Genomic DNA, 18,248 nt, shown 5'->3' with positions numbered 1-18,248 from the left:
TGAGCAGGTCCCCGAGATCGGCCGAGTCACGCAAACCGAAGCGATGGCATCCTCACAAGATCACGTCGAGGAGCACCACCCGCTCGGGGTCGCGGACTCTCGAGTACCGAAGTACGGTCCCGACCACGTCGCGACGATGCTCGAGGCGGGCCGCGAGCTGTTCGGTCGCCTCCACGAGGGCGCGTGCTCGCTCAGCGTGACGCGCCGGCATCGCGCTGGAAGGACGCGCACGATCGAACGGCGTCTCGAGCACCCGGCCCGCCTCGAGGCTCGCCGAGACGCGCGCGAGGTGCTCCGCGTACGCGTCCAGGTACTCCTCCCACGGATCGCGCTCACTCATGCGAGACCTCCATCGCAGCGTGTCGCCACGCCGCGATGAGCGGCTCGAGCACCGAGCGGGCCTCCTCGTAGGGAGCCGGATCTTTGTCCACATTGGCTCGGACGAGTCGCTCCAGCGCCCACGTGTACAAGGTCGCGATCGTCGCGGCGTGCTCCCACACGTCCTCGCGAAGCGCCCCTCGCAACAACGCCAACGCTGCCTGGGCAGCCTTGGCGTTGACGTGGATCGCCTCGAGGTCACGCACCCGAAAGGCGTCACCGAGGGCCACCAGATTCGCTTCCAGGCGGTCCAACAGGATGAGCAGGCGCTGGGCCGGCGTCGCGGTTTCCACCGCGTTCTCGACGTAGGCGCGTTGAGCCAGTGAAGGCACCCGGTCTCCCTCCTTGGTCGTCGTCGACAGCACCCGTCCGGCGGGCGCTACGGCAGCTGTGCAATCTGCCCGGCGAGCTCCGAGCCCACGCTCTGGAGCGAGCCGAGCTGTGACTCCATCGCGGAGTACTCCTGCTCGAGCATCTTCTGCTCGTTCTGGATCATCGGCGTATAGCCGTTGTACTGTTGCTGCAGCATCGAGATCTGTTGCTGGATACCGCTCATGCGCGCCTCGAGGCTCCCGGTCACGGGTGCTGTGGCGCCGTTGGCGATGAGGGCGAGCTGGCCCGAGATCCCTGGCGAATACACGAACGAGCCAATGGTCGTCGCACTCGTGATCCCGCTCGCACTCACCTGCAGCGACAAGCCGGCGAGCGTGGGGTCCGTCGTCGGCGCGGCGAGGACCTGACCGTTCCCGGTCGCCGCCACACCATTGATCGTCCCGGCGACGTTCAAGCCGGTGAACGACTCCGGCGTGTTCGCGCTCGTTGCGAGCCCGGTCTGCCCAGATCCCGTCGCCGTCGTCGTCACCGTGAAGTCGCCCTGGGTCCCGTACGCACTCGCGGTGAGCACGATCTGCGAACCCGACGACGAGCTCACCACGGAGGCCTGCATCCCCATGCCTGCCTGGGCGAACGCGGCATTGAGGCCCTGGGCGATGGCGCTGAGCGACTCGCCCGCGCTCGCTGCGTACTGCACCGACTGCGAACCCTGGGCGACGGTGAGCGTCTCGGCGTTGGTGATCGTTCCGCTCGCGAGCACGGACCCGCTGTCCGTCGCCTGGGTGGCCGACTGGCTCACCACGACCTGGTAGGAGCCCGCTTGCGTGCCATCACCCGCGTAGACCAGACTGACGTCGCCTGCGTAGGTCGAACTCGATGGGTTGAAGGTGCCCGACTGGGCGAATAGTGACGTGACGGCGGTCGGGTTCTGGTCGTAGAGCTGGGCGAAGGTTTGCGCGTCGAAGCTGATGGTACCGTTCTTGTTCAGCGTGATGCCGGCTTGGGCGGCGGTGATGCCCCCCTCGCCGAGGGTCTGAGCGATGACACCGAGCACCTGGCTCGTGATCCCGTTCAGCGTCGAGTCGCCCATCAGCGGTCCGCCGGTGTTGGTCTGCTCGTTGTAGCCCGCGTACGTGTTGATGTCGCTGAGCACCTGGTTTGCGGCGTTGACGAGCGACTGGATGGACGAGGCGAGCGTCTTGCCGTCGGGGGTGACGCTCACGGTGACCGGCGCCGAGCCGGGAGGCTGCGCCGACACCAAGTTGAGCGTGACTCCGGGCAACACGCCCTGGACCTGGTTCGTCTGAGAACTCACCAGGTAACCACTCTGGCCACCGATCTGGACCTGGGCATTCTGTGCCGCTGCAATGGTCGTGAAGCTACCGAGGGCACTCTGGAAGGGCGCCTGTTCGACGGTGATGGCCGATGCGGTGCCCGTTTGGTTCGAGACCAGCTGGAGCACGTAGGTACCACTCGAGACTTGGACCGCTGATGCCGTCACACCGGCGCCAGCGGCATTGATGTTGCTCACCACCTGCGAGAGCGACCCGTTGCCGGCCGCCACCTCGGTAGCGGTGAAGCTGCCCTGGCTGAGGCCGAACGATCCGATACCGATCGTGATCGACCCCCCGGTGCCGTCGGCAAGGCTGACCGTCTGACCCGCTTGGACGTTGTTCACGGCGGTGACGGTGCCATCGAGTGTGACCGACCCCGCGGTCCCGACGGACGCACTCGCTTGGGCCGCGAGTCCCAACGTCGACAGTGCGGTACCACCGGTGATCTGGAGCGATGCACTCGAACCGAGCAGCGTCGTGCCGAGTTCGAGCTGGCCCTGGGCGTTCACCTGCGCCTGCAGCAAGGGGGTTCCCGAGACCGAACTCGCCTGCGAGATCGCGGCGGCGAGCTGAGCTGGCGTGTAGGTCCCCGAGGCGATGGTGAACGTCTCGGCGGTGCCGTTGACGGTAGCGGCGATGGTGTCGTTGGACGAGCCGATGGTGATCGACGAGGCAAGAGGGGACGTCCCCGTCGCGGTGGCGCCCGAGAGCGCGCTCGTCACGGAGAAGGAGTGCGTCCCGACCTGGAGCGAGGAGCCAGCAAGCGAGGTGACGCCGGCGCCCGCTGCGCTCGAGGAGAGGAGGAAGTTCCCGGAGGCGACCTGAGACGACAGCGACGACACGGTGCCGCTGGAGGCGAGGATGTTGGCCTGGGCGAGTTGGTTAACGTTGAACGTCAAGGACGACGGGATGGCGCCTTGACCTGCGGTTGCTGTGGCCACGGCAGCGTCGGAGGTACTCGCGCTCATCGAGGAGAGCTGTGACGGCTGGAGCAGAGCGTTCGCTTGGGTCTGGAGCGAACTGAGGTCCGAGACGATGGTCTGGTAGTCCGACAGGTTCGTCTGGAGCGACTGGATCTGCTTGGCGAGATCGACCTGGGGTTGCTCGTAGGCGGCCATGAGCGCCTGGATGATCGCCTGGGTGTTGATACCGGAGAACAGGCTGGAGAACGTGATCGGGGGACCGCCCGGGTCGGAGTAGGTCGAGACGTTGGAGCCACTCGACGTCGACGACGTCGAGCTCGTCGATGAGGTTGGCAGGATCGACGACATGGGGCCTCCTTCGGAGTCCTGATCGCACGATCACGGGCCCAGGCCCCGACGGCCTGGGCCCGTGACGAACGACCGGGGATGATCGGATGTGCTACGGGAGGAGCTTGAGGATGAGCTGCGGCAGCGCCTGTGCCTGCGACAGCATCGCGACGCCGGCCTGCATGAGGACCTGCTGCGACGAGAACGCGGTCATCGCTTGCGCCATGTTGGTGTCGACCAGCGTGGAGTTCGCCGACTGCACGTTCTGCTGAGCGACCGTGTCGTTCGCGATGATCGCTTGGACCTGGTTCTGCGCAGCACCGACCACCGCCTCGGCACTCGCCACCGCGAGGATGGCCGACTGCACCGCAGCCATGGCGCTGATCGCCGCCGACACCGTGCCGATCGACACCGTCGAGGACGCGATCCCGAGCGAGGTGGTGTTCAAGGTCGCGATGGTGACCGAGACCTGGTCGACCGAGCTCGCGTAGGCCCCGATCTGGAACACCTCGTTCGAGTAGCTCCCGTTCAGGAGGTTCGTGCCACCGAAGCTCGTGGAGTTCGCAATCTGGTCGAGCTGGCTCTGGAGTGCCGCGAACTCCTGCTGATCCGCGCTCAGCGAGTTGGAGTTGTTCGCGCCGCCGTTCGCAGCCTGCGTGGCCAGCTGGTTCATGGTCTGCAGGATCGAGATCTGCTGGTTCATCGCACCAGAGGCGATCTGCAGCACGCTGATGGCGTCCTGGCCATTGTTGATCGCGACACCGAGGCCGTTCGCTTGGGTCTGCAGCCCCTGCGAGATCACGTAGCCCGCAGCGTTGTCCGCAGCCGTCTGGATCTGCAGACCTGACGACAGCTGATTGATCGTGGTCTGCATCTGGTTCGACGTCGCATTCAGGTTGTTGTAGGCCTGAATCGCCGAGAGGTTCGTGTTGACCGAGAGGGACATGGATCCTCCTTGAATGCCCGCTGTCCATAGACGCTCCACGGTGGTTCCGTGATGCGCATTCAAGGCATCGACGACGAGGATCTCGAACTTGAGTAGCTTCTCTGAGCGCTCGCGAGGATTGCTCAGCCGACCAGGCCGCGCTCGATGACGAGCTCAGCGAGCTGGACCGCGTTCAGCGCGGCACCCTTGCGCAGGTTGTCTCCCGCGACGAAGAACGCGACGCCGTTGTCGACGACGTCGCTGGCGCGCACCCGACCCACGAGCACCTCGTCGCGACCTGCCGCGTCGAGCGGCGTCGGGAGGTCCGCGAGCTGGAGCCCTGGAGCCGCCTCGAGGGCAGCACGCACCGCGGCAAGGTCGACGGGCCGCTCGCACTCGGCGACCACGCTCACTGCGTGCCCGGTAAAGACCGGCACGCGCACGCAGGTCGCGCCCACGCGCAGGTCCTCCATGCCGAGGATCTTGCGGCTCTCGTTGACGAACTTGCGCTCCTCGGTCGTGTCGTCGCCCACCAACGACCCCGCGAGGGGTACGACGTTGGCCCCGAGGGGTGCGGGGAAGACCGCTGGCGTCCCGAAGTCGACGGCCTTCCCGTCGAAGGTGAGCGCCTCGAGGCCGGGGCGCGACAGCTGTGCGGCGAGTTCGGCCACCCCCGTGCGCCCGGCACCCGAAGCCGCCTGGTAGGTGGACGCGATGACGCGCCGAAGGCCCGCGACGCGACGGATCGCCGCGAGCGCCCCGACCGCGACCATCGTCGTGCAGTTCGGGTTCGCCACGATCCGCTTCGGCATCGCCTCGATCGCCTCGGGATTCACCTCGGCCACCACGAGCGGTACCGCTGGGTCCATACGAAATGCCGAGGAGTTGTCGACGACCACGCACCCGCTCGCAGCGAAGCGCGGCGCGTAGCGCTCGGCCGCGGAAGCCCCGATCGAGAACAACGCCACGTCCAGGCCGCTCGGGTCCGCCGTCGCAACGTCCTCGACCTCGACCGAGGTGCCATCGAAGTCGAGCTGCGTCCCTGCCGACCGAGACGAGGCGAAGAACCGCACGGACGCAATCGGCAGACCGCGCTCGAGCACGATCCGACGCATCACCGACCCGACCTGGCCCGTCGCGCCGACCACCCCGAGGGCGAGCCCGTTCATTGGTGCACCTCACGATCGAGTTCGAAGGCCTCGTGCAACGCCTGGACCGCGTCCTCGAGTACCTCGGCCCGCACCACGCAGGAGATCCTGATGGCCGACGTCGAGATCATCTCGATGTTGATCCCCTTCTCGGCGAGGGTCTCGAACATGCGGGCCGTCACCCCAGGGTGTGTCTTCATGCCGGCTCCGACCAGCGAGACGCGCCCGATCCCTTCATCGAGGATGACGTCGACGGCGCCCACCTCTGCGGCAGCAGCACGGGTCGCCTCGAGTGCGCGAGCGCGATCGGCCTTCGGGGCGGTGAACGAGATATCGGTGTGCCCCTGGAGCGAGACGTTCTGGACGATCATGTCGACGTTGACGCCTTGCTCCGCAACGTGGCGGAACAGACGGGCGGCAACCCCGGGGTGATCCGGGACACCGACCACGGTCACCTTGACCTCGCTCGCGTCGTGCGCGATGGCGGACACCACGGCCTGTTCCATCGATGGCTCCTCCTCCACAACCCACGTCCCCGGCTCCCACGTGAAGCTCGACCGAACGTGGAGCGGGACCCGGAAGTTCCGCGCGGCCTCCACCGAGCGCAACGCCAGGACCCGCCCTCCCGAGGCCGCGAGCTCGAGCATCTCCTCGAACGAGATCCGGGGAATCTTGCGCGCGCGCGGAACCACCCGCGGATCGGCGGTGAACACGCCCGAGACGTCGGTGTAGATCTCGCAGACGTCGGCGTCGAGCCGAGCCGCGAGCGCCACCGCGGTCGTGTCCGAACCACCCCTGCCCAAGGTCGTGACGTCGCGCTCCGTCGAGACGCCCTGGAATCCCGCGACGACCGGCACGATGTGGGACTCGATGGCCTCGAGGAGACGATGGGGGCGGATCTCGAGGATCTTCGCGCGCGTGTGGTCGGTGTCAGTGATGATGCCGGCTTGGGAGCCGGTGAACGACTCGGCCTCCACGCCGAGGTCGCTCAGGGCCATGGCGACGAGGGCCGCGGAGATCCGCTCACCGGCGGTCAGGAGCATGTCCATCTCGCGCGCGGGCGCAGGGCCGTCCGTCGCCTCGTGCGCGAGCCGAATGAGGTCGTCGGTCGTCTTGCCCATCGCCGAGACGACCACGACGACCTTGTTCCCTCGGTGTACCGTCCGCGCGACATGGTCTGCGACCCCGCGTATGCGATCGACATCGCCAACGGAGGTTCCGCCAAACTTCTGGACGAGCAGGGCCACGGGCACCCAAGGCTAGCGGCTCGTGACTCCACCTCCGCCTGAAGGCGGGGGCTTCGGGTGCGCTGTTCACGCACCTGTGGCTCCTACCGCAGGAGGAACCTTCGCGGAAACGCCTGCCGCCGTGCGGCGGCGACTCGGGCCAGAAGCCCTGCCCGCGCTGTCCACCGTGCGCCCCACGGCAATACCACCACCAACGAGGGCGATGGCCCGATCAAGGATGTTCCGTGCGGCCACCGCGTCCGCATGTGCGGTATGACCACACTGCACGCATGCGAACGATCTCCCGCACCCTGGCCTGCTCGCTGGGTCTCGGACCCCGCATGCAGGACAGGTCTGGCTCGTGCCTGCCGGTGGCACCGCCACGAGCAGGGAGCCGTACTTCGGGCACTTGTAGTCCAGTTGCCGACGCCGCTCGCCAGGAGCTATGTCCAAGATGGACCGGTTGAGTCCGGCTTTCTGACGGACTCTGGTGCCGGGAGCCTCGACCGTGCCCTTGGCCGAGCTCGTCATGTGGGTCACCCGCAAGTCCTCGATGGCGACGAGGCTGTGGTTCTTGGCCAAGTCGCTCGTGAGCTTGTGGGTGAAGTCCTGGCGTCTCCGGGCTTGGCGAGCCCGGAGACGTGCGATCTCACGGATCGTCCGACGGAGTCGGTTCGAGTACCGGCCTCCGTTGTGACGCTTCGCGTAGGTGAGCTGGCGAGCCTTACGCCGTTCCAGGCCACGGAGCCGACGCTCTTCGCCTGGGGTGAGCGTCGGGGGCATGATCCTCGGGGCAGACTCGCCAGCGACGTAGGCGGCGCAGGCAATACCGAAGTCCACGCCCACCGTGGGTCCGTCGTTCACGGGCGCGCGGTGGGTCGTGGCGAGGACGGTGAAGTTCACCTGCCACACGCCACCGAGCAGCGGAACGTGGCCGAGGCAAGCTCACCATCGAGTGAGCGCGAGCGTCGGAACCGGACCCACCCCAGCTTGGGGAGGCGCACTTCGGACCATTTTCGGTTGAGGTGGCGGATCTGGAGATCGGAGGCCGAGGGCCGGAAGCGGAGTTGGCCGCGCCTCTCGAAGGCTGGCTTACGGGCGCGTCCTTGCCACCAGTTCTGGTGTGCCCGATCCACGTCACGAAGTGCTTGTTGGAGAAGGTGTGCCGGTGGCTCGGCCACCCACTCGACGCACGAGCGCAGTTCAGCCAGCTCGTGACATTGTTCGCGGTACGTCACCTGCGCCCTCGCTCTTGACCACGCCAGTTGCCGATGCTCGATGGCGAGGTTGTGAATGGCACGGCGAGTATGTGCCCAGGTGGTCATTCTGGCTGCCTGGTGCGGGCTCGGGGAGAGCCGGTAGCTCCGACCGACGTACTCGCCCACGTCACCAACGCTCGTCAGCGTCATACCTGCAAGGAGGGGCTGTTCGAGGTAGTGCCACTACGTCGAGTAACAGCGCCGACCAGCATGAGAGCGCCGCTTACCTCCCGCCTCGAGGCGGGAGCACGCGCGGCGCGTTGTGGTCGCGCCAGTCCCGAGGCCTTGGCGACTAGCCTTGCCGAGGTGCCAAGCGCCAAGCGAGCCCGTATTCGGGCCAACCAAGAGCGACTGCGCGCCGAGCGCGCAGCCCGTCAGCGTCGCACCCGCCTCATCCGACGAGGAGTCATCGTCCTCGTCATCCTCGTCGCCCTCCTCGCGCTGATCTACGAGCTCACGCGCCCGACCGCAAAGCCCGCCAAGGGCCTCCTCGCCAACGGCTGTCCCAACCCGAACGGGTCCGCACCCAAGCGAACGCACTTTGGCGCCTACCCCAAGGAGTGCCTCGTCGCAGGGGATACCTACACCGCCACCGTCGACACGACCGCCGGCACGTTCACCTTCCGACTCGAGCCGAACCTGGGCCCCAAGAGCGCCAACGCCTTCTACGTCCTCAGCCTGTATCACTTCTACGACGGGACGACCTTCTTCCGAGTGATTCCGGGCTTCGTCATCCAAGGTGGCAGCCCGACGAACACCGACACCGGATCACCGGGCTTCGCCTACGCCGACAAGAACCCTCCTGCCGGCTCGTACCGCTTCGGCACGCTCGCCATGGCGAACTCCGGGGCGCCAGGGACGAACGGCTCGCAGTTCTTCATCGTGTCGGGTCCCGCAGGCGAGCAGCTCCCCCCTGACTACTCGGTCTTCGGCCAGGTGACGAGCGGCCTCAACGTCATCACCACCATCAACGACGCCGGCTCGGCCCAGAACAACGGCATCCCCCCGAAGCACACCTACCGGATCGTGTCGATCCACTGGCACATCGCGAGCTCGTAGTCCACCCGAGCGTGTGGCACGTGCCGCACGTCGTGCGGTGAGCACGAAGAAAGGAGCCCCCGTGGCGTTCGGACGTCGTGACCGTTCGTACCCTTGTCCCGAGCCCGACGGCTCGAGCCCGAAGACACAGCGGTTCGATGCGCCGCCGAGCTTCTGCCTCGCCGACGGTGCATCCTACGAGGCGCTCATGGTGACGAGCGAAGGCGAGCTCCGCTTCGAGCTCTTCGCCGACCGCGCGCCGACGACGGTCAACAGCTTCGTCTTCCTCGCCCGCTACCACTACTTCGACGGGATCGGGTTCCACCGCATCATCCCCGGCTTCGTCGTCCAAGGTGGCGATCCCACCGGGTCCGGCGCGGGTGGGCCTGGTTACCGCTTCCGCGACGAGCTCCCGCCAGCGGGCGCCTACCAGATCGGCTCGCTCGCCATGGCGAACGCCGGTCCGAACACGAATGGCTCGCAGTTCTTCATCGTCTCCGGACCCTCGGGTGTCGCACTGCCGCCCGCCTACAGCCTCTTCGGTCAGATGACCGACGGTTCGCAGACGCTCGCACGCCTCGACGCGCTCGGCACTCCCGAGGGTCGGCCACAGCGCGTCCCGGTCATCGAGCACGTCACGATCATCGAACATCCACGTAGCTGACCGCGTCCTCCCAGAGCGCGCGCACGACGTTCAGCTCGTGCTCGTCGATCGAGGCCTGAGCGGCAGCCTCGGCGAGCCCGAGCGCAGCCAAGGCGCGCGAGCGCACCGCGTCCGGGTCGCTGAGCGCCTCGGCGAGAACCTCGACGAAGGCGTCGGGATCGATCTCGAACCACTCGGCTCCTCGGAAGACCCCGCTATCGGCGTAGCCAGACGCGGGATCGACGTGCGCAGGCTCGTAGCGACCGGGAACGAGCCATTGCGACGCATCGACCACGTCACGGTGACCGCCGTCGGCCGGCGCGATGACGGCGCACCCGTAGCTCATCGCCTCGAGGAAGGGGAGGCCGAAGCCTTCGCCACGCGTCGGCATGCAGTAGAGGTCGGCATCGAGATAGAGCTGGCGCAGCGCCGCAGGCGCCAGGTCGTCGGTGACGAGCGAGATCGCCGCCAATTCACCCCGCTCCTCGCTCACGATCCGCTCGAGCCAGCGCGCCGCGCTCTCGGCCTCGATCCGTCGTAGCTTCACGACGAGCGAACCCTGGCCGACACGACCACGAGCCCTGACGAACCCGCGCACCAGGGCCTCGATGTTCTTGCGAGCGCCCCACTCGGCGACCGCCAGGACGCGCCCCGAGGGCTCCCTCGAACCTCGCAGGGCTCGCACTGACGCTGGATCGAGGTCCAGGGCCACCTTCGGCGCCCAGACGCCGACCTGGTCGGGCGCGAGCCCGGCCTCGACGAACACGTCGCGGCTCCAGTGTGAGTAGGTGAGGATGCGGCGATAGCGCGCGAGCGTACGGCGCAGCTCTCGTGGCAGGCCCCTCGCCTCCCACGCGGTACGCGCAACGAGCGCCGTACCCACGAGGCCGCTGGCCAACGAACCAATCGGGAGATCGTGCATGAACACGCGGTCCGACCGCGGCCCCACGAGGGGCTCTGCCCGCACGCCCACGCCCATCGCATTGAGCTCGCCGAGGAGCGCGTCGCTGGCTCGCCGGAATCCACTGTGAGGGTCGGCCACCACGACCACCGCCGGCGCCACCGCTGCCACCCTCCGAGGCGCGATGACGGGCGCATCGGCACGACGACGCAGCACGACGAGCGTGTCGGTGACGAGCGGTGCGAGCGATCGCTCGAGTGCCCCAACAGTGGCAAAACCGGCCTCGGCCGCCATCGCGGCGATCGTCATCGCCGGATACGGGCGCACGTGCGTCGGATCCAGCCAGAACGTCTGCTGCATGACTCCCTCTGCCTGCGGATCCGGGGTCTGGATCACCACGACGCCACCCGTGCGAACGACACGAGCGAGCTCGGCGAGCAACGTGACGACCTCCTGGGGCGCGAAGTGCTCGACGAGGTGGCCCACGAAGGCTCCGCCGAAGCTCCCCGTCTCCAAGGTGCCGAGCACCTCGAGCGCATCGCCCTCGAGGACGTCGAACCCACTCGCACGCAGGTGCTCCACTCTCGCTGGATCGAGTTCGATCCCAAGTGCACGAACCCCGAGCGACCGGAGCTGACCGAGCATCGCGCCATGGCCGCTCCCGACGTCGAGGACGCGACCGCCTCCGATCGCAAGCAGTGGAGCGAGGTAGCGCGCGACACGCGTCACGATGGCGAGGTCGCCTTCGCCGGCGTGCCACGACGACCGTGCTTCGGCCCGAGCGGGGATCGGCGCGCGATGGCGCGCACCCCACCACACGTCCGGGCGAGTGGCCGCGAGCCCCTCCAGTCTCGCTCGCACCGCCTCGGCGCCTGGGGTCACCGCAGCGAGCTCGCGGGCGCCGTGGAGGTCACCCAGCTCGACGAGCGCACCGATCGCCTGCGGACCACCCCGTGTCGCACGGAGGAGGAGTCGAGACGACGCATCGGTGGGTGCCTCGTCGGCGTCCAGCGCCCTCACGACGTCTTCGAGGATGCTTGCGGCGCGATCCCAGCTCCAGGCCCGGGCTCGCTCCTGCCCAGCTCGCGCACGCCCAGCCCGGGCGCCGGGGTCCTCCAGCAGCGCGGCCACAGCGGAGCCGACGTCACAGGGGTCCACCTCGATGGCCCACCGTGGTCCGAGCGCCGGACCGAGGAACTCATCGGCAGGGCCACCGACCATGAGGGGGCGACTCGCGAGCAACACGCCACAGCTCCGGTCGACGAACTCTGGCGCAGGCCCGGCGTCCGGCACGATCGGGACGACCCCGTGAGCCATCGCCTCGAGGATCGGCAGCGCGAACCCCTCGGCACGGTAGGGAGCCGCGAGCACGTCGAAGCGTTGGTAGAGGGCATCGAGCCGCGCCTGCGACAGGCTCGCGCGAATGATCTCCGTCCGAGCGGCGACACGAGGATGGGCGAGCAGCTCGCGCTCGAGCAACGACTGGCCGGCGTAGTAGGTGTCATGACCTGCGACCTTGACGATGAGCTCGATCCGTTGCAGCGTGGCGTCATCGAGGAGGTCGAGACCAGCGATGAGGATGTCGATACCCTTGCGCCAGATGGCGCCGCCCACGTAGCCCACCGTCAGGCGATCACCGTTCGGTTCTGAGGACTCGACGAGGGCAGGTACGACGACGCCGTTCGGAACGACCCAGAGGTGGCGATGATCCGCCCCGCCTTGGAGCCAGGTTTGCTTGGCAAAGAGTGAGGGGACGAGGATGCCATCGAGCTGACCTGCCTCGACGACCCACCTCGCCGGCACCGCGCCAAGCTCGAAGGGTTGGATGACGAAGGCGCGCTCGGCGTCGGGACGCTCGAACGACGGCGGCCACACCTGTCGCACCCAGACGTCGGCGTGGCCGACGCCGAGATCGAAGGGCTCGATGTCGAGCTCACGTGCGCTCGTGCCAGCTCCCCGCAACGATTGGTCCCACGGGCGCACGTACACCGCATGACCACGAGCGCGCAGCGCCTCGGCAAGGCGCAGGTTCACGATGCCGTAGGAGTTGTCGTGGGCCGTTGCCCCCTCGACGAAGATACGCATGCGGGACCTCCCGAGGAGGTCATCGACCGCCCCTCTGGCGGCTTGAGTCAGGACTCGGTGCGGGGCACGCGCACGATCATCGCATCCCCCTGGCCTCCTCCGCCGCACAGGGCGGCCGCGCCGACACCGCCACCACGACGACGGAGCTCGAGCAGGAGCGAGCCGAGGATCCGCGCACCAGAGGCCCCGATGGGGTGGCCGAGCGCGATCGCGCCCCCATTGACGTTGACACGCGCGGGATCGATACCGAGATCGTCCATGGACGCGAGCGCGACCGCGGCGAACGCCTCGTTGATCTCGACGAGGTCCAGTGAGGCCGGGTCGAGGCCGGCGTCGCTCGCGGCAGCACGGATGGCGTTCGAGGGTTGGTGCAGCAACGACGCGTCAGGACCGGCAACCTGCCCATAACCGAGGATCTCTCCGAGAGGGGTCAGGCCCCGTCGCTCTGCCTCCTCGGCCCGCATGACGACGAGCGCGGCAGCGCCGTCGGAGATCTGCGACGCATTACCAGCGGTGATGGTGCCGTCCTCGGCAAAGGCCGGACGCAGACGGGCCAACGTCTCGACCGTGGTCTCGGGACGGATGCCCTCGTCGTCCTCGACCACGTGCACCTCGCCTCGGCGCCCCGCAACCGTGACCGGCACGATCTCGTCGGCGAGACGGCCCTCCTTCGCCGCTCGAGCAGCGAGTTCGTGCGAACGTGCCGCAAAGGCATCCTGGCGATCGCGAGACACCGGATGATCCACCCGGCAGTAGTGTTCGGTCGAGGCACCCATCGCCATGCGATCGAACGCACAGAAGAGCCCGTCGTAGAGCATCGAGTCGATGAGGGCCGCGTCGCCCATGCGCAGCCCGCCTCGCGCGCCGGGGAGCACGTAGGGCGCCCGCGACATGGACTCCATGCCGCCCGCCACCACGACACTGGTGCGTCCTTGGGCGAGGAGGAGATCGGCGAGGAACACTGCGTTCAAGCCCGACAAGCAGACCTTGTTCACCGTGGTGGCGGGAACGGTCATGGGAATGTTGGCGGCCACCGCCGCCTGACGCGCGGTGATCTGGCCTTGGCCCGCCTGGAGCACGTGGCCCATGAAGACATAGTCCACCGAGTCCGGGGCGACTCCCGCTCGCTCGAGCGCGCCCGCGATGGCGCGACCACCGAGCTCCATCGCCGACAGCGACGCCAACGCACCCTGGAGCTTGCCGATCGGTGTGCGAGCGTACGAGACAATGACCGACCTCGACATACGACCTCCTCCAACCTTCCGAGTGCCTGACCTGGTGGCGCCAGCACGAGCACACGGTTGTGACCTCGCGAGTCTAGAACACCGGCGTCGCAGCGTCGAGATGGGCTGCCCACACGCCGAGGTCGCCAGCGGCTAACGTCAGAGCATGCCGTCGTTCCTCACCGAGGCTGTGCTCGCTGGCGCGGATCCCGCCGAGTTGGCGGCGACACCGGTCCCGGACCACTACCGGGCCTGCTACGTCCAGCAGTCCGACATCGAGCGTGTTGCCCACCTCGATCCTGCCGTACGCGACCCCGGCACCACCTTGCACATCGGAGATGTCCCCATGCCCGAGCTCGGGCCGGACGAAGTGCTCGTCGCGGTGATGGCGAGCTCGATCAACTACAACACGATCTGGTCGGCGCTCTTCGAACCGGTGCCGACGTTTCAGTTCCTCGCCCGACTCGGACGCTCACCGCGGCCGCTCGACCAGCGCCACAACCTGCCCTACCACGTGATCGGATCGGACGCTGCCGGTGTCATCGTTCGCACCGGACCCGCGGTACGCCGCTGGCAGATCGGTGACCGTGTGGTCGTGCACTGCAACGCGGTCGACGACCAAGACCCGAGCGCCCACGACGACTCGATGCTCGCCAGCGAGCAGCGCATCTGGGGTTACGAGACCAACTTCGGCGGCTTGGCGGAGTTCACCATCGTGCGAGCCAATCAGCTCATGCCGAAGCCCCGCCATCTCAGCTGGGAAGAGGCGGCCGTCAATCCCCTCACCAACTCGACCGCCTACCGCATGCTCGTCTCGCCCAACGGTGCCCAGATGCGTCAAGGACAGGTGGTGCTGATCTGGGGCGCGACCGGTGGGATCGGCTCCTACGGCGTCCAGTACGTCCTGAACGGCGGAGGCATCCCCGTCGGGGTGGTCTCCTCGCCGCGCAAGGCAGCGCTGCTCCGACGCATGGGCTGCGAGTACGTCATCGATCGTTCCGAGCGGAACTACCAGTTCTGGCGCGACGACGACACGCAGGACGAAACGGAGTGGCGACGCTTCGGCCAAGACATACGTGACCTCGTGGGCGAAGACCCTGACATCGTCTTCGAGCACCCGGGCCGCGCGACCATGGGGGCGTCCGTCTACGTCGCCAAGCGCGGCGGCACGATCGTGACGTGCGCTGCCACGAGCGGACATTGGATCTCCTACGACAACCGCCACCTGTGGATGAAGCTGAAGACCATCAAGGGCAGCCACTTCGCGAACTATCGCGAGGCGTGGGAAGCCAATCGACTCATCGAGCGTGGACGCATCCAACCGGTCCTGTCGGCCACGTACCCGCTCGAGGAGGTCGCCGAAGCGGTTCGCACGGTCCGCCAGAACCGTCACGAAGGCAAGGTCGGGATCCTCTGCCTCTCGCCCACGCCGGGGCTCGGCATCGACGACCCCGAGGCACGCACCGCGATCGGCGAAGACCGCATCGCACTCTTCGCGCGCTTTGCGGCCGAGCAAACGACGGCACCCGAACAGCGCGGAGGCGACGATGGACGAGCCTGAGATCGACCACGTCGGCATCGCGGTCGACGACCTCGACGCGGCGATCGCCCGGTGGGAGGCGCTCGGGGCACGACTCGCCCACCGCGAGCACGTCGACTCCGACGGCATCGAGGAGGTCATGCTCGCGGTCGGGCCGAGCTTCATTCAGCTGGTTGCTCCGACCCGCGAGGACTCGCCGGTCGCTCGCTTTCTCGCCCGTCGAGGGCCCGGCATCCACCACCTCGCCCTCCGAGTGCAATCGTGTCGCGACGCCCTCGAGGAGGCTCGACGTCAGGGCTTCGACCCGATCGACGAGGTACCCCGCCGAGGATCGCGCGGCACGACGGTTGCCTTCGTCCATCCCCGCTCCACCGGTGGCGTCCTGATCGAGTTCGTCGAAGAACCGCCTGCAACCGACTGACTAGCGGCGCGGCCCCGCGTCGTCGAAGGGCCGTCGGCCCTCGAGCGCGCGCGCCAAGGTCAGCTCGTCGACGTACTCCAGCTCGCCGCCGACGGGCACGCCGGTCGCAAGACGCGAGACACCGACGCGCCCGGCCAGCACTCTGGCGAGGTAGGTCGCCGTCGTCTCGCCCTCCACGGTCGGCGAGGTCGCGACCACGACCTCCTCGATCGGCTCGGCCTCGACGCGAGCGATGAGCCGGCCGATGGCGAGATCATCAGGTCCGACGCCGTCCATGGGGCTGATCACGCCGCCGAGGACGTGGTAGGTCCCTCGGAAACGTCGCGCCCGCTCGAAGGCCCACACGTCGCGATCGCCCTCGACGACGAGGACGATGCGCGGATCTCGGGCCGGATCGTCGCAGATCGGGCAGCGCGCCCCCTCTGCGAGCGCCCCGCAGCGGTCACAACGACCGAGCCGCTCGGTCGCGGTGACGAGGACGTCTGCGAGCCGGTGCGCAGCGGCCGGGCCGCGCACGATGAGCGCCAGCGCGATGCGTTGCGCCGACTTCGGACCGATGCCAGGCAATCGACCGAGCTCCTCGATGAGCGCGTCCAGCGTTGGAGGCAGTGAGTTCATGGGAGCCGTCGAGCATCCTCGAAGATGCTGCGGACGTTGGCCTCGATCACCGACTCGCTGAGGTCGCGCACGGGGGTCGCATCGGACGAGGGGGCGTCGGTGAGATCGACGCCGTCCTCGTCGCCTGGATCGCGATCGTCGACGCTCGCAGCGGGCGCCCGGGACGACGTCTGACTCGATCCAGGGTCGACGACGATCTCGGGCGGCTCGGCAAACTCGTCCGGGCCGACGAGCGCGACGATCTCGGCGAGATGGGGGACGAGCCGCTCGGCAACCGTTCGGTTGTCGACCGCCACCACGATGCGCTCGTCTCGGATCGCGAGACGAGCGTGCGCGAGGAGCGGACGCAGGACCCGGGGCGCCTTGGCCATCACGTCGTCGAACCAGCGTGCCTGCAGTCGCTGCCGACGGGCCTCGAGCGACGCGGGCCCAGCGGCTCGCGTTGCTTCGTCAGCGAGCCCGCTCGGCACCGGGGAGCCGTGCGCGTCGGGGGCCGCCGCGGGCTGGTCATCGTCTCCATGAGGGGCCGGGGTGGTCGCGACGGGCTCGGATGGCTCGCCACGGTCGACATCGGCCCGCTGCTGATTCCTCGCGAAGGCAGCACGCACGCGATCGAGCGACGAGGGCCGCTGCTCGGTGGACGCACCAGGATGCTCGTCGCCACCACGCCGAGCATCTTGGAGTCCGCGCGCTGGTGCGCGGGACGCTCGCTCCCGGGTCTCTGGCTGGCTGGTCTCAGGCTCCGCAACGTTTGGCGACGCCGAGTGCCCGGCGGGCTCGGGGCTCGTGGTCCGGGCCGGCAGTGGCTCGCCGGTCGGTGGCTTGGGTCTCGGCATGTGACCGGCTCCTGCGAGGTCGGCCTCGAGCGCGGCCACGCGAGCCTCGAGCGCGCTGAGCCTCGCGTCCGGCGCCAGCGCCTCGGCGAGCCCTGCGAGCACGACCACCTGTGGGTCCAACGCATCGCGCAGGCCCGCCCCCAAGCGTCCGAGGGTCTCGAGCGGCCGCGAGAGCCGAGCGAGCTCCGCCCCTCGCGCACCGGCCAGCGCCTCGGCCACGAACCGTCGACCGAGATCGCCCACGGTGTCGGCGACGAGTTCTGTCGGGTCGATGCCGCCCTCGAAGGCATCGCTCGCGATGCGCACCGCGGACGCGAGGTCACCGTCTGCGATCGCCTGTGCGAGCGCGACGGCGCCGTCGGCCGCGTCGTTCACCACGCCTCCGAGCGCGAGGACCTGCTCAAGAACCGAGAGCGTGTCACGCGCAGATCCTCCGCCCCGCCGACGCACGTAGGCCAGCGCCTCGTCGGACAAGCTGGCGCCGAGCGCCTCCAGGACCTCGGCGACCAACGCATCGACCGATGCGTCGTCGAGCAGGCGAAAGGCGAAGTGCTGCGTCCTCGAGCGCACGGTTGCGAGCACCTTGGCCGGGTTGGTCGTCGCGAGGATGAACACGACGTGCGCCGGCGGTTCCTCGAGCGTCTTCAACAAGGCGTTCGACGCTGCCTGCGAGAGCATGTGGACCTCGTCGACGATGTAGACGCGCCACCGCCCGACCGGCGCAGCCGCAACGGTCTGGGTGATCCATCGAATGGAGTCCACACCGGAGTTCGACGCTGCATCGAGCTCCTCGACGTCCGCGGAGCTGCCGCGCACGACGGCCTCGCACGACGCGCAGGCGAGACACGGCTCACCATCGACGGGCGCCTCGCAGTTGAGCGCCATCGCGAGGATACGAGCAGTCGAGGTCTTCCCGGTTCCCCGCGGGCCCGAGAAGAGGTAGGCGTGCGAGACATGCCCCTCGGCCACCGCGCGCCTCAAGGTCTCGGTGACGCGCTCCTGACCTCGGACCTCGCCGAAGCGCCGCGGTCGAAAGCGCCGATACAGCGACTGGTAAGGCTCGGCCACGGTGGCATCCTAGCTTCAGCCC

Annotated in this window: 15 protein-coding genes; 4 read left to right on the top strand and 11 right to left on the bottom strand. The window is 68.3% G+C overall.

What is annotated here, in order from left to right; all coding sequences use genetic code 11:
• Positions 1–52 precede the first annotated feature (52 nt).
• The 7 genes from AFER_RS00595 to AFER_RS12815 all read right to left on the bottom strand — a co-directional run bounded on the left by AFER_RS00595 (position 53) and on the right by AFER_RS12815 (position 7,458).
• Positions 53–340 (bottom strand): hypothetical protein, encoded by a 288-nt coding sequence (locus tag AFER_RS00595; RefSeq protein WP_012784205.1) that lies wholly within the window; start codon positions 338–340, stop codon positions 53–55.
• Positions 333–710 (bottom strand): flagellar export chaperone FliS, encoded by a 378-nt coding sequence (locus AFER_RS12165; RefSeq protein ID WP_012784204.1) that lies wholly within the window; start codon positions 708–710, stop codon positions 333–335. Before AFER_RS12165 ends, AFER_RS00595 begins: the two co-directional genes overlap by 8 nt.
• A gap of 47 nt (positions 711–757) precedes the next feature.
• Positions 758–3,316 carry a flagellar filament capping protein FliD gene (gene fliD, locus AFER_RS00585; RefSeq protein ID WP_012784203.1) on the bottom strand — a complete coding sequence of 853 codons (2,559 nt, stop codon included), beginning with the start codon at positions 3,314–3,316 and terminating at the stop codon, positions 758–760.
• Positions 3,317–3,407: 91 nt separating this feature from the next.
• A complete protein-coding gene (locus AFER_RS00580) occupies positions 3,408–4,241 on the bottom strand; it encodes a flagellin N-terminal helical domain-containing protein (protein ID WP_012784202.1) in 834 nt (277 codons plus the stop codon).
• Positions 4,242–4,363: 122 nt separating this feature from the next.
• Positions 4,364–5,389, bottom strand: coding sequence for an aspartate-semialdehyde dehydrogenase (locus tag AFER_RS00575; RefSeq protein ID WP_012784201.1), 1,026 nt, complete (start codon positions 5,387–5,389; stop codon positions 4,364–4,366).
• Positions 5,386–6,615, bottom strand: coding sequence for an aspartate kinase (locus AFER_RS00570; RefSeq protein ID WP_041661596.1), 1,230 nt, complete (start codon positions 6,613–6,615; stop codon positions 5,386–5,388). Before AFER_RS00570 ends, AFER_RS00575 begins: the two co-directional genes overlap by 4 nt.
• 66 nt (positions 6,616–6,681) lie before the next feature.
• Positions 6,682–7,458: an RNA-guided endonuclease TnpB family protein gene (locus AFER_RS12815; RefSeq protein WP_425358538.1), complete on the bottom strand. Its 777-nt coding sequence runs from the start codon at positions 7,456–7,458 to the stop codon at positions 6,682–6,684.
• A gap of 701 nt (positions 7,459–8,159) precedes the next feature.
• On the opposite strand from AFER_RS12815, the gene AFER_RS00560 reads away from it, so the two are divergent.
• Together AFER_RS00560 and AFER_RS00555 are read left to right on the top strand one after the other, a co-directional pair.
• On the top strand, positions 8,160–8,912 hold the full coding sequence (locus AFER_RS00560) for a peptidylprolyl isomerase (protein ID WP_049755169.1): 753 nt from the start codon (positions 8,160–8,162) through the stop codon (positions 8,910–8,912).
• Between the two features lie 61 nt (positions 8,913–8,973).
• The gene (locus tag AFER_RS00555) at positions 8,974–9,555 is read left to right on the top strand and encodes a peptidylprolyl isomerase (protein ID WP_012784198.1); all 582 of its coding nucleotides are present in this window, start codon (positions 8,974–8,976) and stop codon (positions 9,553–9,555) included.
• Here the strand turns inward: AFER_RS00555 and AFER_RS00550 are convergent.
• Both AFER_RS00550 and AFER_RS00545 read right to left on the bottom strand, forming a co-directional pair.
• Positions 9,533–12,520, bottom strand: a complete 2,988-nt coding sequence (locus tag AFER_RS00550; RefSeq protein WP_012784197.1) for a glycosyltransferase — start codon at positions 12,518–12,520, stop codon at positions 9,533–9,535. The two genes, AFER_RS00555 and AFER_RS00550, sit on opposite strands and share 23 nt — an antisense overlap.
• Before the next feature lie 47 nt (positions 12,521–12,567).
• Complete coding sequence (locus AFER_RS00545) at positions 12,568–13,764, bottom strand: acetyl-CoA C-acetyltransferase (RefSeq protein WP_012784196.1); 1,197 nt, start codon at positions 13,762–13,764, stop codon at positions 12,568–12,570.
• Between the two features lie 145 nt (positions 13,765–13,909).
• Here AFER_RS00545 and ccrA point away from each other — a divergent pair, with 145 nt between their 5' ends.
• Positions 13,910–15,304 (top strand): crotonyl-CoA carboxylase/reductase, encoded by a 1,395-nt coding sequence (ccrA, locus tag AFER_RS00540; protein ID WP_012784195.1) that lies wholly within the window; start codon positions 13,910–13,912, stop codon positions 15,302–15,304.
• Complete coding sequence (gene mce, locus AFER_RS00535) at positions 15,291–15,704, top strand: methylmalonyl-CoA epimerase (RefSeq protein ID WP_012784194.1); 414 nt, start codon at positions 15,291–15,293, stop codon at positions 15,702–15,704. The genes ccrA and mce overlap by 14 nt, the downstream gene beginning before the upstream one ends.
• On the opposite strand, the gene recR is transcribed toward mce, so the two are convergent.
• Together recR and dnaX are read right to left on the bottom strand one after the other, a co-directional pair.
• The gene (gene recR / locus AFER_RS00530; RefSeq protein ID WP_012784193.1) at positions 15,705–16,322 is read right to left on the bottom strand and encodes a recombination mediator RecR; all 618 of its coding nucleotides are present in this window, start codon (positions 16,320–16,322) and stop codon (positions 15,705–15,707) included.
• Complete coding sequence (dnaX, locus tag AFER_RS10650; RefSeq protein ID WP_012784192.1) at positions 16,319–18,226, bottom strand: DNA polymerase III subunit gamma/tau; 1,908 nt, start codon at positions 18,224–18,226, stop codon at positions 16,319–16,321. Before dnaX ends, recR begins: the two co-directional genes overlap by 4 nt.
• Positions 18,227–18,248: the final 22 nt, after the last annotated feature.

It is taken from the genome of Acidimicrobium ferrooxidans DSM 10331, assembly GCF_000023265.1.
Taxonomy (GTDB): Bacteria; Actinomycetota; Acidimicrobiia; order Acidimicrobiales; family Acidimicrobiaceae; genus Acidimicrobium; species Acidimicrobium ferrooxidans.
This window is presented reverse-complemented; position numbering and strand designations above follow the sequence as displayed.

What these genes read in the sequence shown, in the direction of transcription:
- AFER_RS00580 (WP_012784202.1), bottom strand. Translation starts at nt 4,241, where the DNA reads ATGTCCCTCTCGGTCAACACGAACCTCTCGGCGATTCAGGCCTACAAC.
- AFER_RS00595 (WP_012784205.1), bottom strand. Translation starts at nt 340, where the DNA reads ATGAGTGAGCGCGATCCGTGGGAGGAGTACCTGGACGCGTACGCGGAG.
- AFER_RS00545 (WP_012784196.1), bottom strand. Translation starts at nt 13,764, where the DNA reads ATGTCGAGGTCGGTCATTGTCTCGTACGCTCGCACACCGATCGGCAAG.
- AFER_RS00550 (WP_012784197.1), bottom strand. Translation starts at nt 12,520, where the DNA reads ATGCGTATCTTCGTCGAGGGGGCAACGGCCCACGACAACTCCTACGGC.
- mce (WP_012784194.1), top strand. Translation starts at nt 15,291, where the DNA reads ATGGACGAGCCTGAGATCGACCACGTCGGCATCGCGGTCGACGACCTC.
- recR (WP_012784193.1), bottom strand. Translation starts at nt 16,322, where the DNA reads ATGAACTCACTGCCTCCAACGCTGGACGCGCTCATCGAGGAGCTCGGT.
- fliD (WP_012784203.1), bottom strand. Translation starts at nt 3,316, where the DNA reads ATGTCGTCGATCCTGCCAACCTCATCGACGAGCTCGACGTCGTCGACG.
- AFER_RS00575 (WP_012784201.1), bottom strand. Translation starts at nt 5,389, where the DNA reads ATGAACGGGCTCGCCCTCGGGGTGGTCGGCGCGACGGGCCAGGTCGGG.
- ccrA (WP_012784195.1), top strand. Translation starts at nt 13,910, where the DNA reads ATGCCGTCGTTCCTCACCGAGGCTGTGCTCGCTGGCGCGGATCCCGCC.